Source organism: Variovorax sp. Soil_C_39 (assembly GCF_057656815.1).
This window is the reverse complement of record NZ_JBDGJQ010000001.1, coordinates 485,146-506,763: the sequence shown is the minus strand read 5'-3', so window position 1 is coordinate 506,763 and position 21,618 is coordinate 485,146. Positions and strand designations below refer to the sequence as shown.

The following is a 21,618-nucleotide window of genomic DNA, read 5'->3' as shown; positions in this document are numbered from 1 at the left end:
TCTTTTCGTCGGTTGTCGGTCAGTCCACCTTGATGCTGGCCTCTTTGGCGAGTTTCTGCCAGCGCACGAGTTCGGTGTCCACCACCTTGCCGAGCTGCTCGGGCGGGCCGCCCACGCCTTCGCTGCCCTGCGCCAGCAGCTTGTCGCGGATCTCGGGCTCTTTCACGACCGTGTTGATCACGCGGTTGAGCTTGTCGATGGCGCTTTGCGGCGTCTTCGCGGGCACGAACATGGCGTACCACGAGTCGACGTCGAAGTCGGAAACGCCGGCCTCCTGCATCGTGGGCACGTCGGGGAAGGCCGCGCTGCGCTTGGTGGTCGACACTGCCAGCGCCTTGAGCTTGCCCGCCTTCACGAACTGCGCCGCGGCAGGGATCGACACCCACAGCAGCGGCACCTGCCCGCCCATGAGGTCGGTGACGGCGGGGCCGCCGCCGCGGTAGGGAATGTGGGTCATCTGCGTGCCGGTGCGCAGCTTCATGAGCTCGCCCGCCAGGTGGCCCGGCGAGCCATTGCCGACCGAGGCGAAGGACAGCGAACCGGGCTTGTCCTTGGCGAGCTTGACGAGCTCGGCCACGGTGTTGGGCGCGAACTGCGTGTTGGCCACGAGGATCTGCGGCAACGACGCGACCATGCCGACAGGCGTGAAGTCCTTCGCGGTGTCGAAGGGCAGCTTTGGGTAGATCGCCGGATTGATGGTGTGGGACGAAAGCGTGAAGAGCACCGTATAGCCGTCGGGCGCCGACTTGGCGACGATCTCGGTGCCGATGGAGCCGGCCGCGCCGCCGCGGTTGTCGATCAGCAACTGCTGGCCCAACAGCGCGGAGAAGCGCTCCTGCACGATGCGCGCGACGACGTCGGTGCCGCCGCCGGGCGGGTACGGCACCACCAGCCGGATGGGTTTGGACGGGTAGTCCGCGCCAGCCTGCTGCGCGTGCGCGGCAATGGGAGCGGCGAGCGAAGAAGCCAATGCGGCGGCGGACAGAAGCGTCGCGCGCAGCCCAGGGGCGAGTAACCGGTTCATTCGAGTCTCCTTCTCTTGGTGGTGGAAGTCGGAAGCGGCGTGACCGGCGCCGGGCTGGCCCGGTAGCCGAGCGTGACGCTCGCGTCGCGCGCGCATGCCATGAGCCGCTCGGCGAGTTCGCGCGCCTGCGTCCGCGCGAAGCGGATCGAGGGCACGCTCATGCCGACCGCGGCCACGGCCTCGCCGCGTGCGTTGAACACCGGCACGCCGAGACCGCAGACGCCGAGGCGCCATTCCTCGCGGTTCTCGGCATGGCCGCGAACGCGTGTGCGTTCGAGTTCCTGGAGAAGTGCATCGAAGTCGGTGATGCTGTTGGGCGTGTGTGCCACGAGGCTGCCGAGGCTCTCGCGCAGCGCGGCCGCGTCGGGCGCCGCCGCTGCGAGCAGCGCCTTGCCCGAGGCGACGCAATATGCCGCCGCACGGCCGCCGATGCGCGAATAGGCGGCCACGGGCAGGGGGCTGTCGAACTTGTCGAGGTACACGATCTCGGCGCCGTCGAGTACGGCGAGGTGGATGGTCTCGCCGGTCTGCTGCGCCAATGCCGCGAGGTGCGGCCGCAGCAGCGAGCCCATGTCGCTGGCCTCGGACACGAGCGCGCCGAGTTCGAACAGCCGCAGGCTGGGGCGGTAGGCGCTGGTGTCGGGGTCTTGCACGGCCCAGCCGCATTCGACCAGCGTCTGGAGGGTGCGGTGCGCGTTGCTGCGCGCCATGCCGAAAGCCTGTGCAAGGTCGGTGACGCGGCAGGGACGTTGTTGCCGGGTCATCCATTCGATGGCGGCGAGGCCTTTGGCTAGCGTGGAGTCCATTGTCTCTTGTTGTTCTAAATAATAGAACGTCGTTCCTGGATTTGAAACGCGATGGTCGGACGGGTTGGGTGGTTTGTCAACCTGGGGTTCTTTTCAGGGCGGGTGCCCAGGCCACCGGGTACTCCCCTCCGCGAATGTCCCCCGCCTTCGGCTCCTTCTTTATTTCGCTGCGGGGAGCACCCGGCACCCTGGGCACAGGGCACGCTGGTTGTGCATCGCCGCCCCGGAGAACGGCTGGAAGATCAGCGCCGGTGCCGCCCCGCCATGAGGTCGATCACCTCGCGAAAGATCGTGTTGCCCGTCGAGGTGGCAAGTTCGAGCACATGGCTGCGGCTGTAGTACGGGCTCAGGTCGAGCCCCACGCCGACGCCCGCGATCTCGATGTCGCCGCGCTGCTCGTGGCGCGCCACCACATCGCGCAGGTGGTGGTCGAGGTAGTGCGCGTCGTTCGCCAGGTGCGTCGCGCTGTCCATCGGCGAGCCGTCCGAAATCACCAGCAGCAGCTTGCGCGCCTCGGTGCGCTGGCCGAGCCGCAGGCAGGCCCAGTCGACCGCCTCGCCGTCGATGCCTTCGCGGAACAGGTCGGCTTTCAGCAGCGCCGCCATGGCCGGGCGCGCACGGCGCCAGGGCGTGGCAGCGGCCTTGAAGACGATGTGGCTGCGTTCGTTCAGGCGACCGGGGTGCGCTGGTTTGCCGGCGCGCACCCACTCGCGCTGCGGCCGGCCGCCGGTCCAGGCGCCGGTGGTGAAGCCCAGTACTTCGCTGGCCACGCCGGCCTGCTCGAGCGCGCGCGCGAACACGTCGACCATCATCGCGACGGATTCGGCATGCTCCTTCATCGAGCCCGAGCAGTCGATCAGGAAGCTCACGACGCAATCGGCCACCGGCGCCATGCGCTCGGTGCGGAACAGCCGGCGCTCGGTGGGCGAGGCCACCAGTTGCGCGAGCCGGCGGCCGTCGATGAGACCTTCTTCCTGGCCGCCGTCCCAGCCGTCGCGCACCGGGTCGGCCAGCAGCGCGCGCAGCTCGCGCGCAAGGCGGGCGATGTTCACGCCCTGGGCCGCGATGCGCCGGTCGAGCTTCTCGCGATGGCCTGCGAGCACTTCCTTGCGCGCCAGCGTGGCGGCGTCGTGCTCGCGGTCGTAGGCGGTGGTGAAGACGCGGTAGGTGCCGCCCGCGTCGTCGAGCACCGCGCTGCGGCCCGACTCGGCGGTGGTGAAGCGCTCGATGATCTCCTGGTCCATGTCGGCGACGAGGCTGAACACGCTGCGCTTGTCGTCGACGTGCGCGTCGCGCGCAGCGCTCGCGTCCTCGCCGGCCTCGTGCAGCATCGCGGCCACGGTGCGTGCGATGGCCAGCGCATGCACCGCATACGCGGCCTGGTCGGTGCGGTCGCGGCGCAGGCCCGCGAGCGCGTGGCCGATCAGCGGCGCGAGCGCGAAGCGCGTGGCCTCGAGCATGTCCTCGGTTTCTTCCACCACCTGCTGGCCGCTCACGCGGGCGCGGCAGATTTGCGCCACCGCGTACAGCAGCAGGCCGCGCGCGGTGTCGGTCATGCCCGAATGGTGGAACGCGAGCGACCATTGTTCATGGCGGTGCCGCAGGTTGCGGCGCATGCCGGCCATGGTGTCGGGCGCCAGCGCCTCGACGCGGAACTGCTCGAGCATCTCGAACAGCATGCGCTCGACCGGCTCCTCGGGCCGGAGCCTTTCGTGCAGCGCGGCATCGGACGCACTGAGCCGCAGCGCAAGCCCGTCGGCCACGCCGCGAAACGATGCGAAGTCGTCCGTCTCGGCCGAAGGATGCAGGTGCGGCGCGAACCACGGCAGCGCCGTGCGGCCGCGGTGCAGCCGCTGACCGCGAAAGTGCAGGTCGCGCTCGCCGCTGATGGACCGCACCACGCCCGCGCAGAGCTCGAAGATCCGCTCTTCCTGCCGGGCGCGCTGCTGGGCTTCGCTCATAGTTCCTTATCGAAGCAGCGCTGGAAGTATTCGGCGACGAGCGGCCGCTCGGCGTCGTCACATTTGTTGACGAACGAAAGCCGAAACGCCAGTGCCGGGTCCTTGAAGATCTCGACGTTCTCGGCCCAGGTGATCACGGTGCGCGGCGACATCAGCGTCGACAGGTCGCCGGCCGCGAAGCCCTGGCGCGTGAGGCTCGCCACCGCCACCATCGAGGCGACGAGCGCGTGGCCTGCCTCGTCGGCGAGCGACGGCACGCGCGCCTGCACGATCGCGATCTCTTCGTCGGCAGGCAGGTAGTTGAGCGAGGCGACGATGTTCCAGCGGTCGATCTGCGCATGATTGAGCCGCTGCGCGCCATGGTAGAGCCCGTTGAGGTTGCCGAGGCCCACGGTGTTGGCGGTGGCGAAGAGCCGGAAGAACGGATGCGGGCGCAGCACCTTGTTCTGGTCCATCAGCGTGAACTTGCCGTCGCGCTCGAGGATGCGCTGGATCACGAACATCACGTCGGGCCGGCCGGCGTCGTACTCGTCGAAGATCAGCGCCACGGGTCGCTGCAGCGCCCAGGGCACGATGCCTTCCTGGAACTCGGTGACCTGCTGGCCTTCGCGCAGCACCACCGCGTCCTTGCCGACGAGGTCGAGCCGGCTGATGTGGCCGTCGAGGTTGAGCCGCACGCAGGGCCAGTTCAGCCGCGCCGCCACCTGCTCGATGTGGGTCGACTTGCCGGTGCCGTGCAGCCCCTGCACCATCACGCGCCGGTCGCGCGTGAAGCCCGCGAGGATGGCCAGCGTCACGTCGGGGTTGAAGCGGTACACCGCATCGACTTCGGGCACATGGTCGTCGATGGCTTCGGACGGGCCGAAGGCGGGCACCTGCAGGTCGGTGTCGATGCCGAACACCTCGCGCACGCTCAGCATCCGGTCGGGTCGCAGTTCTGCGGTATCGGTCACGGTGGGGCTTTCGAATAAAAAAGTGAGGGAGGCGCTCAGGCCTGTGCGCGCTCGGCGGCCGCGTCGGCGTCGATGCGGCTCAGCGCCAGCGCGGCGCGCTGCAGCGCGGGCAGCAGCGATTGCGCCTTGGCCGCATCGAGCCGCATCACGGGTGCCTGCACCGCGATGCACAGGTTCGACGGCGCGCCGTCGCCCGAGGGCACGAGCGCGGCAATGCACAGCAGCCCGGGCAGGAACTCCTCGTTGTCGAGCGCATAGCCATCTTTGCGCACGCGCTGCACTTCCTTCTCGAGCGCGTCGGGATCGATCAGCGTCTTGGCGGTGTAGGGCTCGAGCGGCGCGTTCGACAGCAGCCGGCGGCGCTGCGCCGGGCTCATCTGCGAGAGAAACACCTTGCCGCTGGCCGAGCAATGCACCGGCACGCGCGAGCCCGAGTGCAGGTAGAAGCGCAGCGGCGCCGCGGTTTCCACGCGATCGAGGTACACCACCTCGCTGCCCGACAACGCCGTGAGGTTGCAGCTCTCGCCGATCTCCTCGACCAGCTGGCGCAGCACGGTGTGGCGCGCGCCATGCAGGCTGTCGTTGAGCAGCAGGTTCTCGGCCAGGCGCCGCAGCCGCGTGCCGATGCCGTAGTGACGCCCATCGCTCTCGCGCTGCAGCAGGCCCGAGCCTTCGAGCTGCTGGAGCATGCGGTGCAGCGTGGGTTTTGGGATGCCTGTTTCTTCCACCAGGCCCTGCAGCGAATAGCGCTGGTCCTTCGCGGCCATGACTTCAAGCAAGCCGAACAGGCGCATGGTGGGGGTGTCGCCGGCGGCCGGCTCCGGCAGGACGGGCACAGGCCCTTTGACGATTTTCATGGGCCGGATCATAGTCTTTTTACAAAAAACAAGACGAATCGTCCCGTTTTTTGTATTTTGTTTGACGCAACGGCATCGCGGGCCTATATTCGCCGAAATGAAATTCGGAACAGGAAGTTCCGTCTTTCGAGACGCAACCCCAAGCCCATTCCTTCAGGAGACGCATGCCATGAGCCAGAAGCAACCCGCCGCACCCACCCGCGAAGCCGTCACCGGCGTGCAGAAGATGACGCCTTCCGAGGCCTTCGTCGAGACCCTGGTCGCCAACGGCGTGACCGACATCTTCGGCATCATGGGCTCGGCCTTCATGGATGCGATGGACATCTTCGCGCCGGCCGGCATCCGCCTGATCCCGGTGGTGCACGAGCAGGGCGGTGGGCACATGGCCGACGGCTACTCGCGCGTCTCGGGCCGCCACGGCGTGGTGATCGGCCAGAACGGCCCCGGCATCAGCAACTGCGTGACGGCCGTGGCCGCAGCCTACTGGGCGCACAGCCCGGTGGTGATGATCACGCCCGAGACCGGCACCATGGGCATGGGCCTGGGCGGCTTCCAGGAAGCCAATCAGCTGCCGATGTTCCAGGAGTTCACCAAATACCAGGGGCATGTGAACAACCCCAAGCGCATGGCCGAATACACCGCGCGCTGCTTCGACCGCGCGATCTCCGAGATGGGCCCGACCCAGCTCAACATCCCGCGCGACTACTTCTACGGCGAGATCACGACCGAGATCCCGAAGCCCATGCGCGTGGAGCGCGGCGCGGGCGGCGAGATGAGCCTGAACGCGGCCGTCGAGCTGCTGGCCACGGCCAAGTTCCCGGTCATCCTGTCGGGCGGCGGTGTGGTCATGGGCGATGCGGTCGAGGAGTGCAAGGCGCTGGCCGAGCGCCTGGGCGCACCGGTGGCCAACGGCTACCTGCGCAACGACTCGTTCCCCGCGAGCCATCCGCTGTGGGCCGGCCCGCTCGGCTACCAAGGCTCGAAGGCCGCGATGAAGCTCATGGCGCAGGCCGACGTGGTGCTTGCGCTCGGTTCGCGCATGGGCCCCTTCGGCACGCTGCCGCAGCACGGCATGGACTACTGGCCGAAGGAAGCGAAGATCATCCAGGTCGAGGCCGACCACACCAATCTGGGCCTGGTGAAGAAGATCACCGTGGGCATCCACGGCGATGCCAAGGCCACGGCCAAGGAACTGCTCAAGCGCCTGCAGGGCAAGACGCTCGCCTGCGACGCCACCAAGGCCGAGCGCGCCGAGAAGATCAAGTCGGAAAAAGCCGCGTGGGAGAAGGAACTCGACGAGTGGACCCACGAGCGTGACCAGTTCAGCCTGGACGCGATCGAGGAGGCCAAGGGCGAGAAGACCCCGACCGGCGGCACCTACCTGCATCCGCGCCAGGTGCTGCGCGAACTCGAGAAGGCCATGCCGCCGCGCGTGATGGTCTCCACCGACATCGGCAACATCAACGCCATCGCCAACAGCTACCTGCGCTTCGAGGAGCCGCGCAGCTTCTTCGCGCCGATGAGCTTCGGCAACTGCGGCTACTCGCTGCCCACGATGATCGGTGCCAAGTGCGCGGCGCCCGACCGTCCGGCCGTGGCCTATGCCGGCGACGGCGCCTGGGGCATGAGCATGGTCGAGATCATGACCGCCGTGCGCCACGACATCCCGGTGACGGCCGTGGTGTTCCACAACCGCCAGTGGGGCGCCGAGAAGAAGAACCAGGTCGACTTCTACAACCGCCGCTTCGTCGCCGGTGAACTCGAGAGCGAGAGCTTCGCGGGCATCGCCAAGGCGATGGGCGCCGAAGGCATCGTGGTCGACAACATCGAGGACGTGGGCCCCGCGCTCAAGAAGGCCATCGACATGCAGATGAACGAGAAGAAGACCTGCGTGATCGAGATCATGTGCACGCGCGAACTGGGCGATCCGTTCCGCCGCGATGCGCTGGCCAAGCCGGTGCGCTTCCTCGACAAGTACAAGGACTACGTCTAAGGCAGGCGGGAGTCGGCATGCCGTCGCTTCCCATTGCGCATCCGCACCTCGACGCGCTGGTGGTGCGCGCGCGCGCCGCGGCCACGCACGCGCGCATCGGCCTGGTCCACCCTTGCGATGCCGCCGCGCTCGAGGCCGCGGCCGGCATCCGCGAGGCGGGGCTCGGCGAGCCGGTGCTGATCGGCCCGCGCGCGGAGATCCTGCGCGCAGCCGAGCTGGCCGGCGTCGATGCGGGCGCGTTCGAGATCGTCGATGGCGCTGCGGACCCCGCGCAGAGCGCGCGGCGTGCCACCGCGCTGGCGCAGGCCGGTGCGGTCGGCGCGCTGATGAAGGGCTCGCTGCACACCGACGAGCTGATGTCGGCGGTGGTCGACAAAGAGACGGGCCTGCGCGGCAGCACGCGCATCAGCCACATCTTCCTGTTCGACCTGCCGCGCTATCCCAAGCTGCTCGGCGTGGCCGACTGCGTGGTCAACATCGCGCCCTCCCTCGCCACCAAGCGCGACATCCTCGGCAACGCCGTCGCGCTGCTGCGCACGATCGGCGTCGCCGAGCCCAAGGTCGGCATCGTCGCCGCCGTCGAGACCGTGAACCCCGCGATCCAGGCCACGGTCGATGCCCAGGCCCTGGTGGCCATGGCCCAAGAGGGCGCATGGCCCGGCGCAATCGTCGAAGGGCCCTTCGGCTTCGACAACGTGATCTCGGCCGAGGCCGCGCGCATCAAGAAGATGTCGTCGCGCGTCAGCGGCGAGGCCGACCTGCTGCTGGTGCCCGACCTCAACGCCGGCAACATGCTCTACAAGAGCTTCACCTACATCGGCGGCGGCGAATGCGCGGGGCTGGTGCTCGGTGCGCGCGTGCCCATCGTGCTGACCTCGCGCTCGGATTCGGCGCTCTCGCGCATTGCATCGGTGGCGCTGGCGGTGCTGGCGAGGGCGGACAGCTAGCTCAGGGCTGCGGCGCCACCGCCCCGCGCGGCACGCTCGCGCCGCAGTGCCGCAGGAAGTCGGCCGTCGCGCGGCCGAGCAGCTTGTCGCGGTGCATCACCGTCGCGAGCCGCCGCATGCCGGCCGGCAGCCGGGTGCGCAGCTCGACCAGGTGGCCGTCTTCGAGGGCCTGCGCCACGGTGTAGCGCGACAGGCAGGCCAGGCCGGTGCCCGAAGCCACCACGCGCTTGATCGCCTCGGTGCTGCCGAGCTCGAAGCCGACATGCACCTGGTCGAGGTTCTGGATCAGCCACGCGTCGGTCACCTGGCGCGTGCCGGAACCGTGCTCGCGCAGCACCCAGGTGGCCTGCGACAGCTGCCGGTGCGTGGCCACGCGGCCCGCGAGCGGATGCCCGGGCGCGGCCACGATCACCAGCTCGTCGGTGCGCCAGGCGCGCACCACGAGGTCGGGATGCGTCTGCGGCCCCTCGATGAAGCCGACGTCGACGTCGAAGCCCGCCACCGCCTCGATCACGTCGCGCGTGTTGGCGATGTGCAGGTGCACCTGGCTCTGCGGATGCAGCGCGGTCCAGTGCGACACCCGCTCGGGCAGCAGGTATTCGCCGATGGTGAAGCTCGCCGCCACCCGCAGCGGCGCTGCGTGCTCGCCGATAAAGAGCGCCTCGACCTCGGCCGCCTGGTCGAGCAGCGCCTGCGCCTTGGGCAGCAGTGCGCGGCCGTTCTCGTTGAGCACCAGCCGGCGGCCGATGCGATCGAACAGCAGCACGCCGACCGAGGCCTCGAGGTCGGCCAGCGCGCTGCTGGCGGCCGACTGCGAGCGCGCGATCCGGTCGGCCGCGGCGCGCGTGCTGCCTCCGCGCGCAGTGGCGACGAACACCTCCAGCTGGCGCAGGTTCAGCCGCAGCCGGGTGGACTGGCTCTGGTCTTGATCTGTTTTTCCGGTCATGGTTAGCAATATTCTGCGCTTTTCCGTTCGATCGCACGAACCTAACATCGGCTGCGCCACGCTCGAAAAAACAAAGGACCGCCAGTGTTCAGTTTCCTCTCCCGCGAACCCTTGCACGATCCACTGGCGGCGCCCACGCCCACCGCCGAGACCGAGGTCAAGACCACCACCTGCTACATGTGCGCCTGCCGCTGCGGCATCCGCGTGCACCTGCGCGAGGGCGAGCATGGCCCCGAGGTGCGCTACATCGACGGCAACCCCGCGCATCCGCTGAACAAGGGCGTGATCTGCGCCAAGGGTGCGTCGGGCATCATGAAGCAGGTGTCGCCGGCGCGGCTCACGCAGCCGCTGCTGCGCAAGCCCGGCAGCGAGCGCGGCGCGGGCGAGTTCGAGCCCATCAGCTGGGAGCACGCCTTCGAGCTGCTGACCGATCGGCTTGCCAAGATCCGCGCCACCGACCCGAAGAAGTTCGCGCTCTTCACGGGCCGTGACCAGATGCAGGCGCTCACCGGCCTGTTCGCGCGCCAGTTCGGCACGCCCAACTACGCGGCGCACGGCGGCTTCTGCTCGGTCAACATGGCCGCCGGCATGATCTACACCGTGGGCGGCAGCTTCTGGGAATTCGGCGGCCCCGACCTCGACCGCGCCAAGCTGTTCGTGATGATCGGCACCGCCGAGGACCATCACAGCAACCCGATGAAGATCGCGCTCGGCAAGTTCAAGCGCGAGGGCGGCCGCTTCATCTCGATCAACCCGGTGCGCACCGGCTACTCCGCCATCGCCGACGAGTGGATTCCGATCAAGCCCGGCACCGATGGCGCGCTCTTCATGGCGCTGCTGCACGAGCTGATCGCCGCCAACCTCATCGACCACGCCTTCCTCAAGCGCTTTACCAATGCGCCGCAACTCGTGGTGCTCGACGAGGGCGAGCGCGAAGGTCTGTTCGCCTTCGACCCCGAGCGCGGCCCGCCCGGCGATGGCCGCAATCCGCACAACAAGCTGATCTGGGACCGCGCCGACGGCACCGCCAAGCCGGCCTATCCCGAAGGCATCGGCGAATGGTGCGACCCGGCGCTCGAAGGGCACTACACGCTGGCCGACGGCACGCGCGTGGCGCCGTCGTTCCAGCTGCTGCGCGAACGCGTGGCGAGCTGCACGCCCGAATGGGCCGAGGCCATCACCGGCATCGATGCCGCCCGCATCCGCCAGCTCGCGCGCGAAATGGGCGAGACCGCGCTGCAGCAGGCTTTCGAGCTGCCCATTCCATGGACCGACGCCTGGGGCAAGAAGCATGCGACCACGCAGGCACGGCCGGTGGCGTTTCATGCGATGCGCGGCCTGGCGGCGCATTCGAACGGCTTCCAGACCGTGCGCGCGCTCGCCATCCTGATGAGCGTGCTCGGCACCATCGATGCGCCCGGCGGCTTCAGGCACAAGGCGCCGTACCCGCGCCACATCGTGCCCAACTACCGGGCCTTCAACGACCCGGCCATGATCCAGCCCAACACGCCGCTCAATGCCGCGCCGCTGGGGTTTCCGGCCAGCCCGGACGAACTCGCGATCAACCCCGACGGCTCGCCGATCCGCATCGACCATGCGTTCTCGTGGGAGCATCCGCTGTCGGCGCACGGGCTCATGCACAACGTGATCGCCAATGCCGTCAAGGGCGACCCGTACCGCATCGACACGCTGCTGATCTTCATGGCCAACATGGCGTGGAACTCGAGCATGAACACGATGGCCACGCGCGAGATGCTCAATCGCAAGGACGACAAGGGCGAGTACATGATCCCGTTCCTGGTGGTGTGCGACGCCTTCCAGAGCGAGACGGTGGCCTTTGCCGACCTGGTGCTGCCCGATACCACCTACCTCGAACGGCACGACGTGATGAGCATGCTCGACCGGCCGATCTCCGAGTTCGAGGGGCCGGTCGATTCGGTGCGCGTGCCGGTGGTGCCGCCCATGGGGCAGTGCAAGCCGTTCCAGGAGGTGCTGATCGAACTGGCCTCGCGGCTCAAGCTGCCGGCCTTCACCACGCCCGAGGGCGGGCGCAAGTTCACAGGCTACCCGGATTTCGTCGTCAACTTTCAGCCGGCGCCGGGCATTGGCTTCCTGATGGGATGGCGCGGCAAGGACGGCACCGAGCACCTGCGCGGCGAGCCCAATCCGAAGCAGTGGGAAGCCTACGAGAAGAACAACTGCGTGTTCCAGTACCACATGCCCGAGAGCATGCACTTCATGCGCAACTGGAACCGCGAGTACCTCGATTTCGCGAAGGACAAGGGCTGGCGCCAGCGCAACGACCCGGTGCAGCTCGCGCTGTATTCCGACACGCTGCAGAGCTTCAGGCTCGCCGCCCAGGGCAAGACGCAGGGCCGCCAGCCGCCCGACGCGCTGCGCGAGCGCATCGCCAAGTATTTCGATCCGCTGCCGTTCTGGTACGCGCCGCTCGAGGAAGCAGCGACCGACACCGAGGCCTATCCGCTCAACGCCATCACGCAGCGGCCGATGGCGATGTACCACTCGTGGGATTCGCAGAATGCCTGGCTGCGGCAGATCCACAGCCACAACTACCTGCATGTGAACCCGCGCACGGCCGAGGCCGCGGGCATTGCCGACGGCGGCTGGTGCTGGGTCGAGAGCCAGTGGGGCAAGGTGCGCTGCATGCTGCGCTACAGCGAGGCTGTCGAGCCCGGCACCGTCTGGACCTGGAACGCGATCGGCAAGGCCGACGGCGCCTGGCAGCTCGCACCGGGCGCCGACGAAGCGCGCAAGGGCTTCCTGCTCAACCACCTCATCAGCGAAGAGCTGCCGTGCGCGGGCACCGCGAGCGGCACCATCAGCAACTCCGACCCCATCACCGGACAGGCGGGCTGGTACGACGTGCGCGTGCGCATCCGGCCGGCCGAGCCCGGCGAGCCCGAAGAGAGCTTTCCGCAGATCGCGAGCATGCCGACGGCGCCGGGTGTGCTGGGCAAGGCGGCGAACGTGCTGACGTACTTTGCTGGGAGGGCGAAGAAATGATGCAGTGGTTGAAGGACTTGATGGCGCCGGCGGCCATGCTTCAGCAGCCCGCGCCTGCGCCCGCATCGCCCGCCGCTCGGGCCGGGCAGGGAACCGTGCGCGCCGAACCCGGCGAGACGCTGGCCAAGCAGCTCGCGCTGGTCATCGACCTCAACGTCTGCGTCGGCTGCCACGCCTGCGTGACGTCGTGCAAGCAATGGAACACCTCCGGCAGCGCCGGTCCGCTGGCCGACGAGAAGCCCTACGGCGCCGATCCCACCGGCACCTTCTTCAACCGCGTACAGACCTACGAGGCCGGCACCTTTCCGGCCACGCAGACGGTGCACTTCCCCAAGAGCTGCCTTCACTGCGAAGACCCGCCCTGCGTGCCCGTGTGCCCCACGGGCGCAAGCTACAAGCGCAAGGAAGACGGCATCGTGCTGGTCGACTACGACAAGTGCATCGGCTGCAAGTACTGCGCCTGGGCCTGCCCCTACGGTGCGCGCGAGCTCGACGAGGAGCGCCAGGTCATGACCAAGTGCACGCTCTGCGTCGACCGCATCTACGACGAGCAGCTGCCGAAGGAAGACCGCAAGCCCGCCTGCGTCAAGGCCTGTCCCACCGGTGCACGCCTGTTCGGCGACGTGAAGGACCCGACCTCGGAGGTGTCGATCGCCATCCGCGAGCGCGGTGGCTATGCGCTCATGCCCGAATGGGAGACCAACCCGGCCAACCAGTACCTGCCGCGACGCATCACGCCGGCGGCCGAGACGAAGGAGTAGCCCGATGCATCCCGCGTTCTCCATCCTTTTCTTCACCACGCTGGCCGGCGCCGCGCAGGGGCTCGTCGTCGCGCTCGCGCTCGCGGTGCTGTTCGGCCTCGGCCTCGCGCCCGCTTTCCTGAGCGCCGCGCTCGCGTTCGCCGAGGTGCTACTGGTCGCGGGCCTCGCGGCCTCGTTCCTGCACCTCGGGCGCAAGTCGCGCGCCTGGCGTGCGGTGCTGATGTGGCGCACCTCGTGGATGTCGCGCGAAGTGATCGTGCTGCCGGCGTTCATCGCACTGGTCGCGGCCTGGTGGCTTTCGCTGCAGCTCGGCACCACGCCGGGTGCGATCGCGGCATGGCTGCTGCCTGTGCTGGTGCTGGCCGGGGCCGCTGCGCTCTGGTACTGCACCGCCATGATCTACGCCTGCCTGCGCTTCATCGAGGAATGGGCGCATCCGATCACCATCGCCAACTTCATGCTGATCGGCTTGTCGTCGGGCCTGGTGCTCGCCTGCGCCATGGGCGCGGTGGCCGGCGAGGCGCGCTTCGTGCAGGTCTTCGGCCCGTGGGCCCTGGCGGCCACGCTCGTGGCCTGGGGCGTGCGCGCGCTGTCGCTGCGCCGCAATGCGACCCTGCGCCCCAAGTCGACGCTGCAGTCGGCCACCGGCATCCCGGGGGCCAATCTGGTGCAGAAGTCGATGGGCATGTCGGCCGGCGCGTTCAATACGCGCGAGTTCTTCCATGGCGTCTCGCTCGCGGCGCTGCGCAACGTCAAGCTCGGTTTCCTGCTGCTGGCTTTTGCGCTGCCTTCGCTGCTGCTCGTGTGGGGCCTGCTGGCGAGCGAGGTCTCGTGGCCGTGGCTGCTCGCGGTGCTGGTGCAGGCGCCCGGCCTGCTGGCCGAACGCTGGTTCTTCTTCGCGCAGGCCCGGCATCCGCAGAACCTGTATTACCAGGTGGTGTCCTGAATCCGGCGCGGTTCTTCAGGCCTGGTGGTTGAGCCGCAGCCCCGGCGTCGGCCAGTCGTCGATGGCGATCAGCCGGCCGCTGCCGGACAGCGTGACGTAGGCCGTGCGCATGTCGCGCCCGCCGAAGCAGATGTTGGTGGTGTAGCGATCCGGCAGCGGCACGTGTTCGCAGCTGCTGCCGTCGGGCGCGACGATCGTGATGCCCCCGTGCAGCAGCGTCGCCACGCAGAGGTTGCCGAGCGCATCGGCCGCCATCGAGTCGAAGCGCTGGTAGTGCCCGCCCGGTGACGCGCAGAGCATGCGGCCGCCGTGCGGTGAGGGCCAGCCGTCCTTGCGCACGCGGCCCGGCGCGACGATGTCGAAGGCCCAGACCCGTGCGCCCTCGGTTTCGGCGTAGTAGAGCGTGCGCCCGTCGGGCGACAGCGCGATGCCGTTCGGCGTCATCACCGGCCGTGCGATCGCGTGCGCGCCGCTGCCGTCGGCATGGCCGTAGAACACGCCGCCCCGGTCCATGTCGCGCTCGCGCACCTTGCCCAGGTCGGTGAAGTAGAAGCCGCCCGCGGCGTCGAACACCAAGTCGTTCGGCCCGCGCAGCGCCGCCCCGTCGACCGTGTCGTAGAGCCGCTCGGCGCGGCCCGTGGCGAGGTTCACGCGCTCGATGCGGCCGCCCGAATAGTCGTCCGCCTCGCCCACCGGGCGCTGGCAGCCATCGGCCTCGGTGTGCCAGCGAAAGCCGCCGTTGTTGCACACGTACACCGCGCCGTCGGGCCCGACGGCCGCGCCGTTCGGCCCGCCGCCCAGGTCGGCCACCACCTGCACCAGCCCGTCATGCCGCACGCGCGTGAGCGTGCCGCGGGCGATCTCGACCAGCAGCACCGAGCCATCGTCCATGGCGATCGGGCCTTCGGGGAATTGCAGGCCGGTGGCGAGTTCGCGGATTTGCATCGGGCGTGCCTTTCTTATCAGGTCTGGGGTGTGGGGCTTGCAAGTGTGCTGTTTCTTGCGGGCGGTGCCCAGTCCCGGGAGTGACGTGCGGAATTCGTGATGGCCGTCACGGAACAATCGCCTAAAATATGCGCCATTGGCGTATGGCGATCGAATGCTCACCGTCGTCGAAACCCAGACCTTCAGAAGCTATGGCCGAACTATTGGACAGAGCAAGAAAGAGGCGATTTCGCAGCCTACATCTCCGTGCATCCCGATGCCGGCGATCCTGTTCAGAGGTCCGGCGGAGTGCGCAAGGTGCGCTGGAGCCGAAGCGGCTCCGGCAAAAGCGGCGGCGTCCGGGTCGTGTACTTCAACCGCAGAAACGCCGGTGAAATCGTCTTGCTGCTGATCTACCCCAAAGCGAACCTTGATTCGATCTCTGGCGAAACCTTGAAGGAGTTGCGAAATGCCGCAGAAAAAGCCGATGACTGATGCCGAGTTGATCGCCTTCGAATCGAATCAGGATTTCGAAGCGCTGCTCGTGCAGTCGGCCCGCGAGATGAGCGCCGGAAGGACCCGCAAGGTCTACACGCCTGTGGTGGCCGCGCGCGAGAATGCCGGCTTGTCGCAGGCGGGCTTCGCATCGCTCCTCGGCGTGTCGGTACGCACGTTGCAGCAATGGGAGCAGGGGCGCCGCGAGCCGACCGGCGCGGCCAAGACGTTGATTGCCATTGCAGAGAAGATGCCCGAGGCGCTGAGAGTGATCGATCCGAACTACCATCGCCAATGAGAAAAGCCCCGTTGCTACTTATTTAATAGCAACGGGGCTTTGTCTGTATTGGTGCCGGAGAGATGAATCGAACACCCGACCTTCTCATTACGAATGAGCTGCTCTACCGACTGAGCTACACCGGCGAAGCCTCAGATTATAGCCACTCCGTCAGGCCTTTTCGGCGTGGTAGCGGGTCAAACGCTCAACTTCGTTTCGCGAACCCAACATCACGCTCACGCGCTCGTGCAGCTTGGTGGGCTGCAGCTCGAGGATGCGCTGCTTGCCGTTGGTGGCTGCGCCGCCGGCCTGCTCGACGAGCCAGCTCATCGGGTTGGCCTCGTACATCAGTCGCAGCTTGCCGGCCTTTTCGGGCTCGCGCTTGTCCCAGGGGTACATGAAGACGCCGCCGCGCATCAGGATGCGGTGCACGTCGGCCACCATGCTGGCGATCCAGCGCATGTTGAAGTCCTTGCCGCGCGGGCCTTCCTTGCCGGCCAGGCATTCGTCGATGTAGCGCTTCATGGGCTCGTCCCAATGGCGCATGTTGCTCATGTTGACCGCGAATTCCTTGGTGTCGGCCGGAATCTGGATGTCTTCCTGCGTGAGCACGAAGCTGCCCTGCTCGCGGTCGAGCGTGAACATCGCGACGCCGTTGCCCACGGTGAGAACCAGCGTGGTCTGCGGGCCGTAGATGCAGTAGCCGGCGGCCACCTGCTCGGTGCCGGGCTGCAGGAAGTCGGCTTCCTGCACGCCGGGGGTGTCGTCGGGCTTCTTCAGCACGCTGAAGATGGTGCCGATGCTGACGTTCACGTCGATGTTGCTGCTGCCGTCGAGCGGGTCGAACATCAACAGGTATTCGCCCTGCGGGTAGCGGTTGGGCACCACGTAGATGCTGTCCATTTCCTCGCTGGCCATGGCGGCGAGGTGGCCGCCCCATTCGTTGGCCTCGATCAGCACCTCGTTGGCGATGATGTCGAGCTTCTTCTGGATCTCGCCCTGCACGTTCTCGCTCTCGGCCGTGCCGAGCACGCCGCCGAGCGCGCCCTTGTTGACGGCCTGGCTGATGCTCTTGCAGGCGCGGGCGACCACTTCGAGCAGCAGGCGCAGCTGGCCGGGAATGAGTCCGTCGGCGCGCTGCTGTTCGACGAGGTAGCGGGTGAGGGAGATCTTCTGTTGTTGAGCCATATGCTTTCTGTGTTCAGTTTCTTCAGTTGCCGGCCAATGCACGCGTAACCACTTCGTGCGTGTCCTTGCTCAGGTCGGGTTTGGCTGCCACGCGCGCGATCGCCTCGCGCGCAGCGCTGCGGTAGGGCTCGGCCAGCTTGCTCCAGCGGTCGAGCGCGCGTGCGAGGCGGGCGGCCACCTGGGGGTTGATGGCGTCGAGCTCGATGACGCGCTCGCTCCAGAACACGTAGCCGGCCGCGTCGGGGCGGTGGAAGGCGCCGGGGTTCGCGCTGCAGTAGCTGAAGATCACACTGCGTGCGCGGTTCGGGTTCTTGAGCGAGAAGTCCGGGTGCTTCATCAGCTGCTTGACCAGGGGCAGGATGTCGCCGCCGCGGTCGGATGCACCGGCCTGCAGCGAGAACCACTTGTCGATGACGAGGGCTTCGTCCTTGAACAGGGCATGGAAGCGCGCCAGCGCCTGTCCGGCCAGCGCATGGCCCGACGCCACGAGCGCATTGAGCGCGTTGAAGCGGTCGGTCATGTTGCCCGCGTCCTTGAAGCGCTGCAGCGTCTTGCCGGGCCACACGGCGTCGCCCGAGGCGCGCGCCGCGAGGCACAGGAAGTTCAGGGCCATGCCGGCCAGTGCGCGGCGGCCTGCCGACGTGGGGTCGGGGCTGTAGGCGCCGGTGTCGTGATGGGCTTCAAAGGCCCATTGCCAGTCGGCAAAAAGGGCGGTGGCGAGCTGGGCGCGCATGGCCTCGCGCACCAGGTGCACGCGCTGCGGGTCGACCACGTCGAGCTGCTCGGCGATGTAGGTCTCCGAGGGCAGCGTGAGCACCAGTTCCTTGAAGGCGGCGTCGAGCTGCGGATGGCGCAGCACGCTGCGCATGGCCTCGACGTAGGCGTCGTCGAGCACCGGCGTGGTGTCGCCCGCGACCGCGTCGATGCCCCTGACCGCGGCGCGAAGGCCGAGGCGCTGGCCGGCTTCCCAGCGGTTGAACGGATCGGGGTCGTTGGCCAGCAGCGTGAGCAGCTGGGCGTCGGTGTAGTCGAAGTCGAGGATCACGGGTGCGCTGAAACCGCGCAGGATCGAGGGCACGGGCTCGGCGTCGAGGCCGACGAAGGTGATCTGCTCGCCGGCACGCGAGAGCACCAGCGTGCGGGTGCCGCGGGTGACCTCGCTCTCGCCCTCGAGCTGCACCGGCAGCTCGCGCCCGCTGGCGTCGAGCAGGCCGACGTTCAGCGGAATGACGAAGGGCTCCTTGGTCGGCTGGCCCGGCGTGGGCGGGCAGCTCTGGACCACGCTGAGCGTGTAGCTGCGGTTCTGCGCGTCGTACACGCCGTGCGCTGCGAGGCGTGGCGTGCCGGCCTGGCTGTACCAGCGCTTGAACTGCGGCAGCAGGCGCGCGAGTTCGGAGTCGGGGTTGGCATCGGCGATGGCCTGCGCGAAGTCGTCGCAGGTCACGGCCTGGCCGTCGTGGCGCTCGAAGTACAGCGTGATGCCGCGCTCGAAGCCCTTGCGGCCGACCAGCGTCTGCATCATGCGCACCACCTCGGCACCCTTCTCGTAGATGGTGACGGTGTAGAAGTTGCTGATCTCGATGTAGCTGTCGGGCCGCACCGGATGCGCCATGGGGCCGGCGTCCTCGGGGAACTGGGCGGTGCGCAGCACGCGCACGTCCTCGATGCGCTTGACGGCGCGCGCCGACGCGTCGGCGCAGAGGTCCTGGCTGAACTCCTGGTCGCGGAAGACGGTGAGGCCTTCCTTCAGCGAGAGCTGGAACCAGTCGCGGCAGGTCACGCGGTCGCCGCTCCAGTTGTGGAAGTACTCGTGGCCGACCACGCTTTCGATGTTGCCGTAGTCGGCGTCGGTGGCGGTGGCCTGGTTGGCCAGAACGTACTTCGTGTTGAAGATGTTCAGGCCCTTGTTCTCCATCGCGCCCATGTTGAAGTCGCTCGTGGCCACGATCATGAAGCGGTCGAGGTCGAGCGGCAGGCCGAAGCGGGCCTCGTCCCACAGCACCGAGTTGATGAGCGAGTTCATCGCATGCTCGGTCTTGTCGAGGTCGCCGGCGCGCACGTACACTTGGAGCAGGTGCTCCTTGCCGCTGCGCGCGGTGATGCGCTGCTCGCGCGCGACGAGCTTGCCCGCCACCAGTGCGAACAGGTAGCTGGGCTTGCGGAACGGGTCGACCCACTTGGCGAAGTGGCGGCCTTCGGGCAGGTCGCCCTGATCGACGAGGTTGCCATTCGACAGCAGCACCGGGTAGGCGGCCTTGGCGGCGCGCAGCGTGACGGTGTAGGTCGCCATCACGTCGGGCCGGTCAAGGAAGTAGGTGATGCGGCGGAAGCCCTCGGCCTCGCATTGCGTAAAGAAGGTGTCCTCGCTCACGAACAGGCCCATCAGCTTGGTGTTCTTGATGGGGCAGCAGGTGGTGAAGATCTCGAGTTCGAAGGCGCCTTCCTGGGCCGAGGGCAGGCCGTCGAGCACGAGCTGCTCGCCTTCCATGCGGAACGAGGCGCCTTGGCCGTTGACCAGCACGCGGGCCAGGTTGAGCTCGTCGCCGTCGAGGCGCAGCGGCTGCGGCGGCACGTCGGGGTTGCGGCGCAGCTGCATGCGGTTGAGCACGCGCGTCTTGGCGGGGTCGAGGTCGAAAGTCAGGTCGACGGTGTCGATCCAGAATGCCGGGGCGGCATAGTCTTCGCGGCGAATGGCAATGGGTTGCCCTTGGGCGTCACGCTGCAGCAGCATCGAGGGTCTCCAGAAAATTCGAATGGGCGAGTTCGTTGTAGTCGCGAACCGCGGCGATCACATGCGGACCGCCGAGCTCGGCGGGGGAATGGGTGCTGCACACGGCCACGGCGCGCATGCCGCCGCGGCGTGCGGCCTCGATGCCGAAGGGCGCATCCTCGAACACGACGCAGCGTTCGGGCGCCACGCCGATGCGCCGCGCGGCTTCGAGAAAGATCTCGGGCGTGGGCTTGCCGGCAAAGCCTTCGTCGCCACCCACCACGGCGAGCGGCAGCGGATCCATCTTCAGGCGCGACATCACGAACTCGATGTTGTGCCGGTCGCCGGCCGTGCCCACTGCCACCTTCAGGCCGCGCGCGACGGCGGCGCCGGCAAAGGCGGTGAAGCCGGCCACCTCTGCGAAGCTGTCGCCGAACATCGTGCGGTAGATCGCTTCCTTCTCGTCGACCAGCGCCAGGCATTCGGCGTCGGACAGCGGCCGCTCGAACAGCTCGGGCATGCACTCCACGCCGGTGCGGCCGGTGGTGCGCGCGAGGATCTCGCTCGCGTCGAGCGCGAGGCCGTGGCGCGCCACGAACTCGACCCATGCGCGCGCATGCGCCGGCATGGAGTCGATCATGGTGCCGTCCATGTCGAAGATCAGCGCTTCGACCTTCATCAGACGCCTTGCTTCAGCGAGGCTTCGATGAACACGTCGAGATCGCCGTCGAGCACCTTCTGGGTGGCCGAGACCTCGACGTTGGTGCGCAGGTCCTTGATGCGGCTGTTGTCCAGCACGTAGCTGCGGATCTGGTGGCCCCAGCCCACGTCGGTCTTGCTGTCCTCGAGCTTCTGCTGCTCTTCCTGGCGCTTGCGCATCTCGTGGTCGTACAGGCGCGAGCGAAGGCGCTTCCAGGCCACGTCGCGGTTGCTGTGCTGGCTGCGGCCGTCCTGGCACTGCACCACGATGCCGGTCGGGATGTGCGTGAGCCGCACGGCCGAGTCGGTCTTGTTGATGTGCTGGCCGCCGGCGCCGCTGGCGCGGAAGGTGTCGGTGCGCACGTCGGCCGGGTTGATGTCGATCTCGATCGAGTCGTCGATCTCCGGGTACACGAAGATGCTCGCGAAGCTGGTGTGGCGCCCGCCCGAGGAGTCGAACGGCGACTTGCGCACCAGGCGGTGCACGCCGGTCTCGGTGCGCAGCAGGCCGAAGGCGTACTCGCCTTCGACCTTGATCGTCGCGCTCTTGATTCCGGCGGTGTCGCCCGGGGTCTCGTCCTCGAGCTGGGCCTTGAAACCCTTGCGCTCGGCGTACCGCGTGTATTGGCGCAACAGCATGCTGGCCCAGTCGCAGGCCTCGGTGCCGCCGGCGCCGGCCTGGATGTCGACGAAGGCGTTGAGCGGGTCGGCCGGGTTGTTGAACATCCGGCGGAATTCGAGCTGCTTGATGTCGGCCTCGAGCGCGGCGGCGTCATCGGCGATCGACTGCAGGCCATCCATGTCGCCTTCTTCCTTCGACATGTCGAAGAGCTCGGTGTTGTCCGAGAGGCCGCTGGTGAGCCGGTCGAGCGTGACGACCACGTCGTCGAGCGACTTCTTTTCCCTGCCCAATTCCTGGGCCTTCTTGGGGTCGTTCCAGACGTTGGGATCCTCGAGCGATGCGTTGACCGTCCTCAGACGTTCGGCTTTGGCATCGTAGTCAAAGATACCTCCGTAAATCTGCCGTGCGGGCGCTCAGGTCCGCAAGCGTTGCACCGATCTGGTTGATTTGTTCTGCGTCCATGGGGTGTCCTGATCTGTTCGGGG

At 67.9% G+C, this 21,618-nt stretch carries 18 protein-coding genes and 1 tRNA gene; 7 read left to right on the top strand and 12 right to left on the bottom strand.

The annotated features are described in order from the left end of the window. Positions 1-19: 19 nt before the first annotated feature. The 5 genes from AC3A6J_RS02405 to AC3A6J_RS02385 form a co-directional block, all read right to left on the bottom strand. Positions 20-1,024 (bottom strand): tripartite tricarboxylate transporter substrate binding protein, encoded by a 1,005-nt coding sequence (locus AC3A6J_RS02405; RefSeq protein WP_487858294.1) that lies wholly within the window; start codon positions 1,022-1,024, stop codon positions 20-22. After that, complete coding sequence (locus AC3A6J_RS02400) at positions 1,021-1,830, bottom strand: IclR family transcriptional regulator (protein WP_487858293.1); 810 nt, start codon at positions 1,828-1,830, stop codon at positions 1,021-1,023. The genes AC3A6J_RS02405 and AC3A6J_RS02400 overlap by 4 nt, the downstream gene beginning before the upstream one ends. Before the next feature lie 242 nt (positions 1,831-2,072). Next, positions 2,073-3,791 (bottom strand): cobaltochelatase CobT-related protein, encoded by a 1,719-nt coding sequence (locus AC3A6J_RS02395; protein ID WP_487858292.1) that lies wholly within the window; start codon positions 3,789-3,791, stop codon positions 2,073-2,075. Continuing rightward, positions 3,788-4,744, bottom strand: coding sequence for an AAA family ATPase (locus tag AC3A6J_RS02390; protein ID WP_487858291.1), 957 nt, complete (start codon positions 4,742-4,744; stop codon positions 3,788-3,790). The genes AC3A6J_RS02395 and AC3A6J_RS02390 overlap by 4 nt, the downstream gene beginning before the upstream one ends. A gap of 35 nt (positions 4,745-4,779) precedes the next feature. After that, complete coding sequence (locus AC3A6J_RS02385; RefSeq protein WP_487858290.1) at positions 4,780-5,613, bottom strand: IclR family transcriptional regulator; 834 nt, start codon at positions 5,611-5,613, stop codon at positions 4,780-4,782. A gap of 157 nt (positions 5,614-5,770) precedes the next feature. On the opposite strand from AC3A6J_RS02385, the gene xsc reads away from it, so the two are divergent. Both xsc and AC3A6J_RS02375 read left to right on the top strand, forming a co-directional pair. Beyond that, the gene (xsc, locus tag AC3A6J_RS02380) at positions 5,771-7,594 is read left to right on the top strand and encodes a sulfoacetaldehyde acetyltransferase (protein WP_487858289.1); all 1,824 of its coding nucleotides are present in this window, start codon (positions 5,771-5,773) and stop codon (positions 7,592-7,594) included. Between the two features lie 17 nt (positions 7,595-7,611). After that, on the top strand, positions 7,612-8,541 hold the full coding sequence (locus tag AC3A6J_RS02375; protein WP_487858288.1) for a bifunctional enoyl-CoA hydratase/phosphate acetyltransferase: 930 nt from the start codon (positions 7,612-7,614) through the stop codon (positions 8,539-8,541). 1 nt (position 8,542) lies between these two features. Here AC3A6J_RS02375 and AC3A6J_RS02370 read toward each other — a convergent pair whose 3' ends face one another. Further along, positions 8,543-9,487 carry a LysR family transcriptional regulator gene (locus AC3A6J_RS02370; RefSeq protein ID WP_487858287.1) on the bottom strand — a complete coding sequence of 315 codons (945 nt, stop codon included), beginning with the start codon at positions 9,485-9,487 and terminating at the stop codon, positions 8,543-8,545. Between the two features lie 84 nt (positions 9,488-9,571). Here AC3A6J_RS02370 and AC3A6J_RS02365 point away from each other — a divergent pair, with 84 nt between their 5' ends. Genes AC3A6J_RS02365 through AC3A6J_RS02355 form a run of 3 tightly spaced genes read left to right on the top strand, consistent with a single transcriptional unit; the run spans position 9,572 to position 14,218 of the window. Next, positions 9,572-12,511: a molybdopterin oxidoreductase family protein gene (locus AC3A6J_RS02365; RefSeq protein ID WP_487858286.1), complete on the top strand. Its 2,940-nt coding sequence runs from the start codon at positions 9,572-9,574 to the stop codon at positions 12,509-12,511. Further along, a complete protein-coding gene (locus AC3A6J_RS02360; RefSeq protein ID WP_487858285.1) occupies positions 12,508-13,272 on the top strand; it encodes a 4Fe-4S dicluster domain-containing protein in 765 nt (254 codons plus the stop codon). Before AC3A6J_RS02365 ends, AC3A6J_RS02360 begins: the two co-directional genes overlap by 4 nt. A 4-nt stretch (positions 13,273-13,276) precedes the next feature. Further along, on the top strand, positions 13,277-14,218 hold the full coding sequence (locus tag AC3A6J_RS02355; RefSeq protein ID WP_487858284.1) for a dimethyl sulfoxide reductase anchor subunit family protein: 942 nt from the start codon (positions 13,277-13,279) through the stop codon (positions 14,216-14,218). 15 nt (positions 14,219-14,233) lie between these two features. Here AC3A6J_RS02355 and AC3A6J_RS02350 read toward each other — a convergent pair whose 3' ends face one another. Next, on the bottom strand, positions 14,234-15,163 hold the full coding sequence (locus tag AC3A6J_RS02350; RefSeq protein WP_487858283.1) for an SMP-30/gluconolactonase/LRE family protein: 930 nt from the start codon (positions 15,161-15,163) through the stop codon (positions 14,234-14,236). Positions 15,164-15,262: 99 nt separating this feature from the next. Between AC3A6J_RS02350 and AC3A6J_RS02345 the strand changes: the two genes are divergently transcribed. Together AC3A6J_RS02345 and AC3A6J_RS02340 are read left to right on the top strand one after the other, a co-directional pair. Continuing rightward, positions 15,263-15,637 carry a transcriptional regulator gene (locus AC3A6J_RS02345; RefSeq protein ID WP_487858282.1) on the top strand — a complete coding sequence of 125 codons (375 nt, stop codon included), beginning with the start codon at positions 15,263-15,265 and terminating at the stop codon, positions 15,635-15,637. Next, positions 15,612-15,935 carry a helix-turn-helix domain-containing protein gene (locus AC3A6J_RS02340; RefSeq protein WP_487858281.1) on the top strand — a complete coding sequence of 108 codons (324 nt, stop codon included), beginning with the start codon at positions 15,612-15,614 and terminating at the stop codon, positions 15,933-15,935. The genes AC3A6J_RS02345 and AC3A6J_RS02340 overlap by 26 nt, the downstream gene beginning before the upstream one ends. A 49-nt stretch (positions 15,936-15,984) precedes the next feature. On the opposite strand, the gene AC3A6J_RS02335 is transcribed toward AC3A6J_RS02340, so the two are convergent. The 5 genes from AC3A6J_RS02335 to prfB form a co-directional block, all read right to left on the bottom strand. Further along, positions 15,985-16,060, bottom strand: a tRNA-Thr gene (locus AC3A6J_RS02335). Positions 16,061-16,085: 25 nt separating this feature from the next. Next, positions 16,086-17,102 carry a class 1 fructose-bisphosphatase gene (locus tag AC3A6J_RS02330; RefSeq protein WP_487858280.1) on the bottom strand — a complete coding sequence of 339 codons (1,017 nt, stop codon included), beginning with the start codon at positions 17,100-17,102 and terminating at the stop codon, positions 16,086-16,088. Between the two features lie 22 nt (positions 17,103-17,124). Beyond that, the gene (gene pepN, locus AC3A6J_RS02325; RefSeq protein ID WP_487858279.1) at positions 17,125-19,833 is read right to left on the bottom strand and encodes an aminopeptidase N; all 2,709 of its coding nucleotides are present in this window, start codon (positions 19,831-19,833) and stop codon (positions 17,125-17,127) included. After that, positions 19,817-20,491 (bottom strand): HAD family hydrolase, encoded by a 675-nt coding sequence (locus AC3A6J_RS02320; RefSeq protein ID WP_487858278.1) that lies wholly within the window; start codon positions 20,489-20,491, stop codon positions 19,817-19,819. Before AC3A6J_RS02320 ends, pepN begins: the two co-directional genes overlap by 17 nt. Continuing rightward, a protein-coding gene (gene prfB / locus AC3A6J_RS02315; protein WP_487858277.1) for a peptide chain release factor 2 occupies positions 20,491-21,595 on the bottom strand; the annotation gives its coding sequence in 2 pieces (ribosomal slippage) (positions 20,491-21,513 and positions 21,515-21,595; 1,104 coding nt in all). Before prfB ends, AC3A6J_RS02320 begins: the two co-directional genes overlap by 1 nt. Between the last annotated feature and the right edge of the window lie 23 nt (positions 21,596-21,618).

Excerpts from the sequence above, each read along its gene's own strand:
- AC3A6J_RS02405 (WP_487858294.1), bottom strand. The coding sequence starts at position 1,024 with ATGAACCGGTTACTCGCCCCTGGGCTGCGCGCGACGCTTCTGTCCGCC.
- AC3A6J_RS02400 (WP_487858293.1), bottom strand. The coding sequence starts at position 1,830 with ATGGACTCCACGCTAGCCAAAGGCCTCGCCGCCATCGAATGGATGACC.
- AC3A6J_RS02395 (WP_487858292.1), bottom strand. The coding sequence starts at position 3,791 with ATGAGCGAAGCCCAGCAGCGCGCCCGGCAGGAAGAGCGGATCTTCGAG.
- AC3A6J_RS02385 (WP_487858290.1), bottom strand. The coding sequence starts at position 5,613 with ATGATCCGGCCCATGAAAATCGTCAAAGGGCCTGTGCCCGTCCTGCCG.
- xsc (WP_487858289.1), top strand. The coding sequence starts at position 5,771 with ATGAGCCAGAAGCAACCCGCCGCACCCACCCGCGAAGCCGTCACCGGC.
- AC3A6J_RS02375 (WP_487858288.1), top strand. The coding sequence starts at position 7,612 with ATGCCGTCGCTTCCCATTGCGCATCCGCACCTCGACGCGCTGGTGGTG.
- AC3A6J_RS02370 (WP_487858287.1), bottom strand. The coding sequence starts at position 9,487 with ATGACCGGAAAAACAGATCAAGACCAGAGCCAGTCCACCCGGCTGCGG.
- AC3A6J_RS02360 (WP_487858285.1), top strand. The coding sequence starts at position 12,508 with ATGATGCAGTGGTTGAAGGACTTGATGGCGCCGGCGGCCATGCTTCAG.
- AC3A6J_RS02355 (WP_487858284.1), top strand. The coding sequence starts at position 13,277 with ATGCATCCCGCGTTCTCCATCCTTTTCTTCACCACGCTGGCCGGCGCC.
- AC3A6J_RS02350 (WP_487858283.1), bottom strand. The coding sequence starts at position 15,163 with ATGCAAATCCGCGAACTCGCCACCGGCCTGCAATTCCCCGAAGGCCCG.
- AC3A6J_RS02345 (WP_487858282.1), top strand. The coding sequence starts at position 15,263 with ATGGCCGTCACGGAACAATCGCCTAAAATATGCGCCATTGGCGTATGG.
- AC3A6J_RS02340 (WP_487858281.1), top strand. The coding sequence starts at position 15,612 with ATGCCGCAGAAAAAGCCGATGACTGATGCCGAGTTGATCGCCTTCGAA.
- AC3A6J_RS02330 (WP_487858280.1), bottom strand. The coding sequence starts at position 17,102 with ATGGCTCAACAACAGAAGATCTCCCTCACCCGCTACCTCGTCGAACAG.
- pepN (WP_487858279.1), bottom strand. The coding sequence starts at position 19,833 with ATGCTGCTGCAGCGTGACGCCCAAGGGCAACCCATTGCCATTCGCCGC.
- AC3A6J_RS02320 (WP_487858278.1), bottom strand. The coding sequence starts at position 20,491 with ATGAAGGTCGAAGCGCTGATCTTCGACATGGACGGCACCATGATCGAC.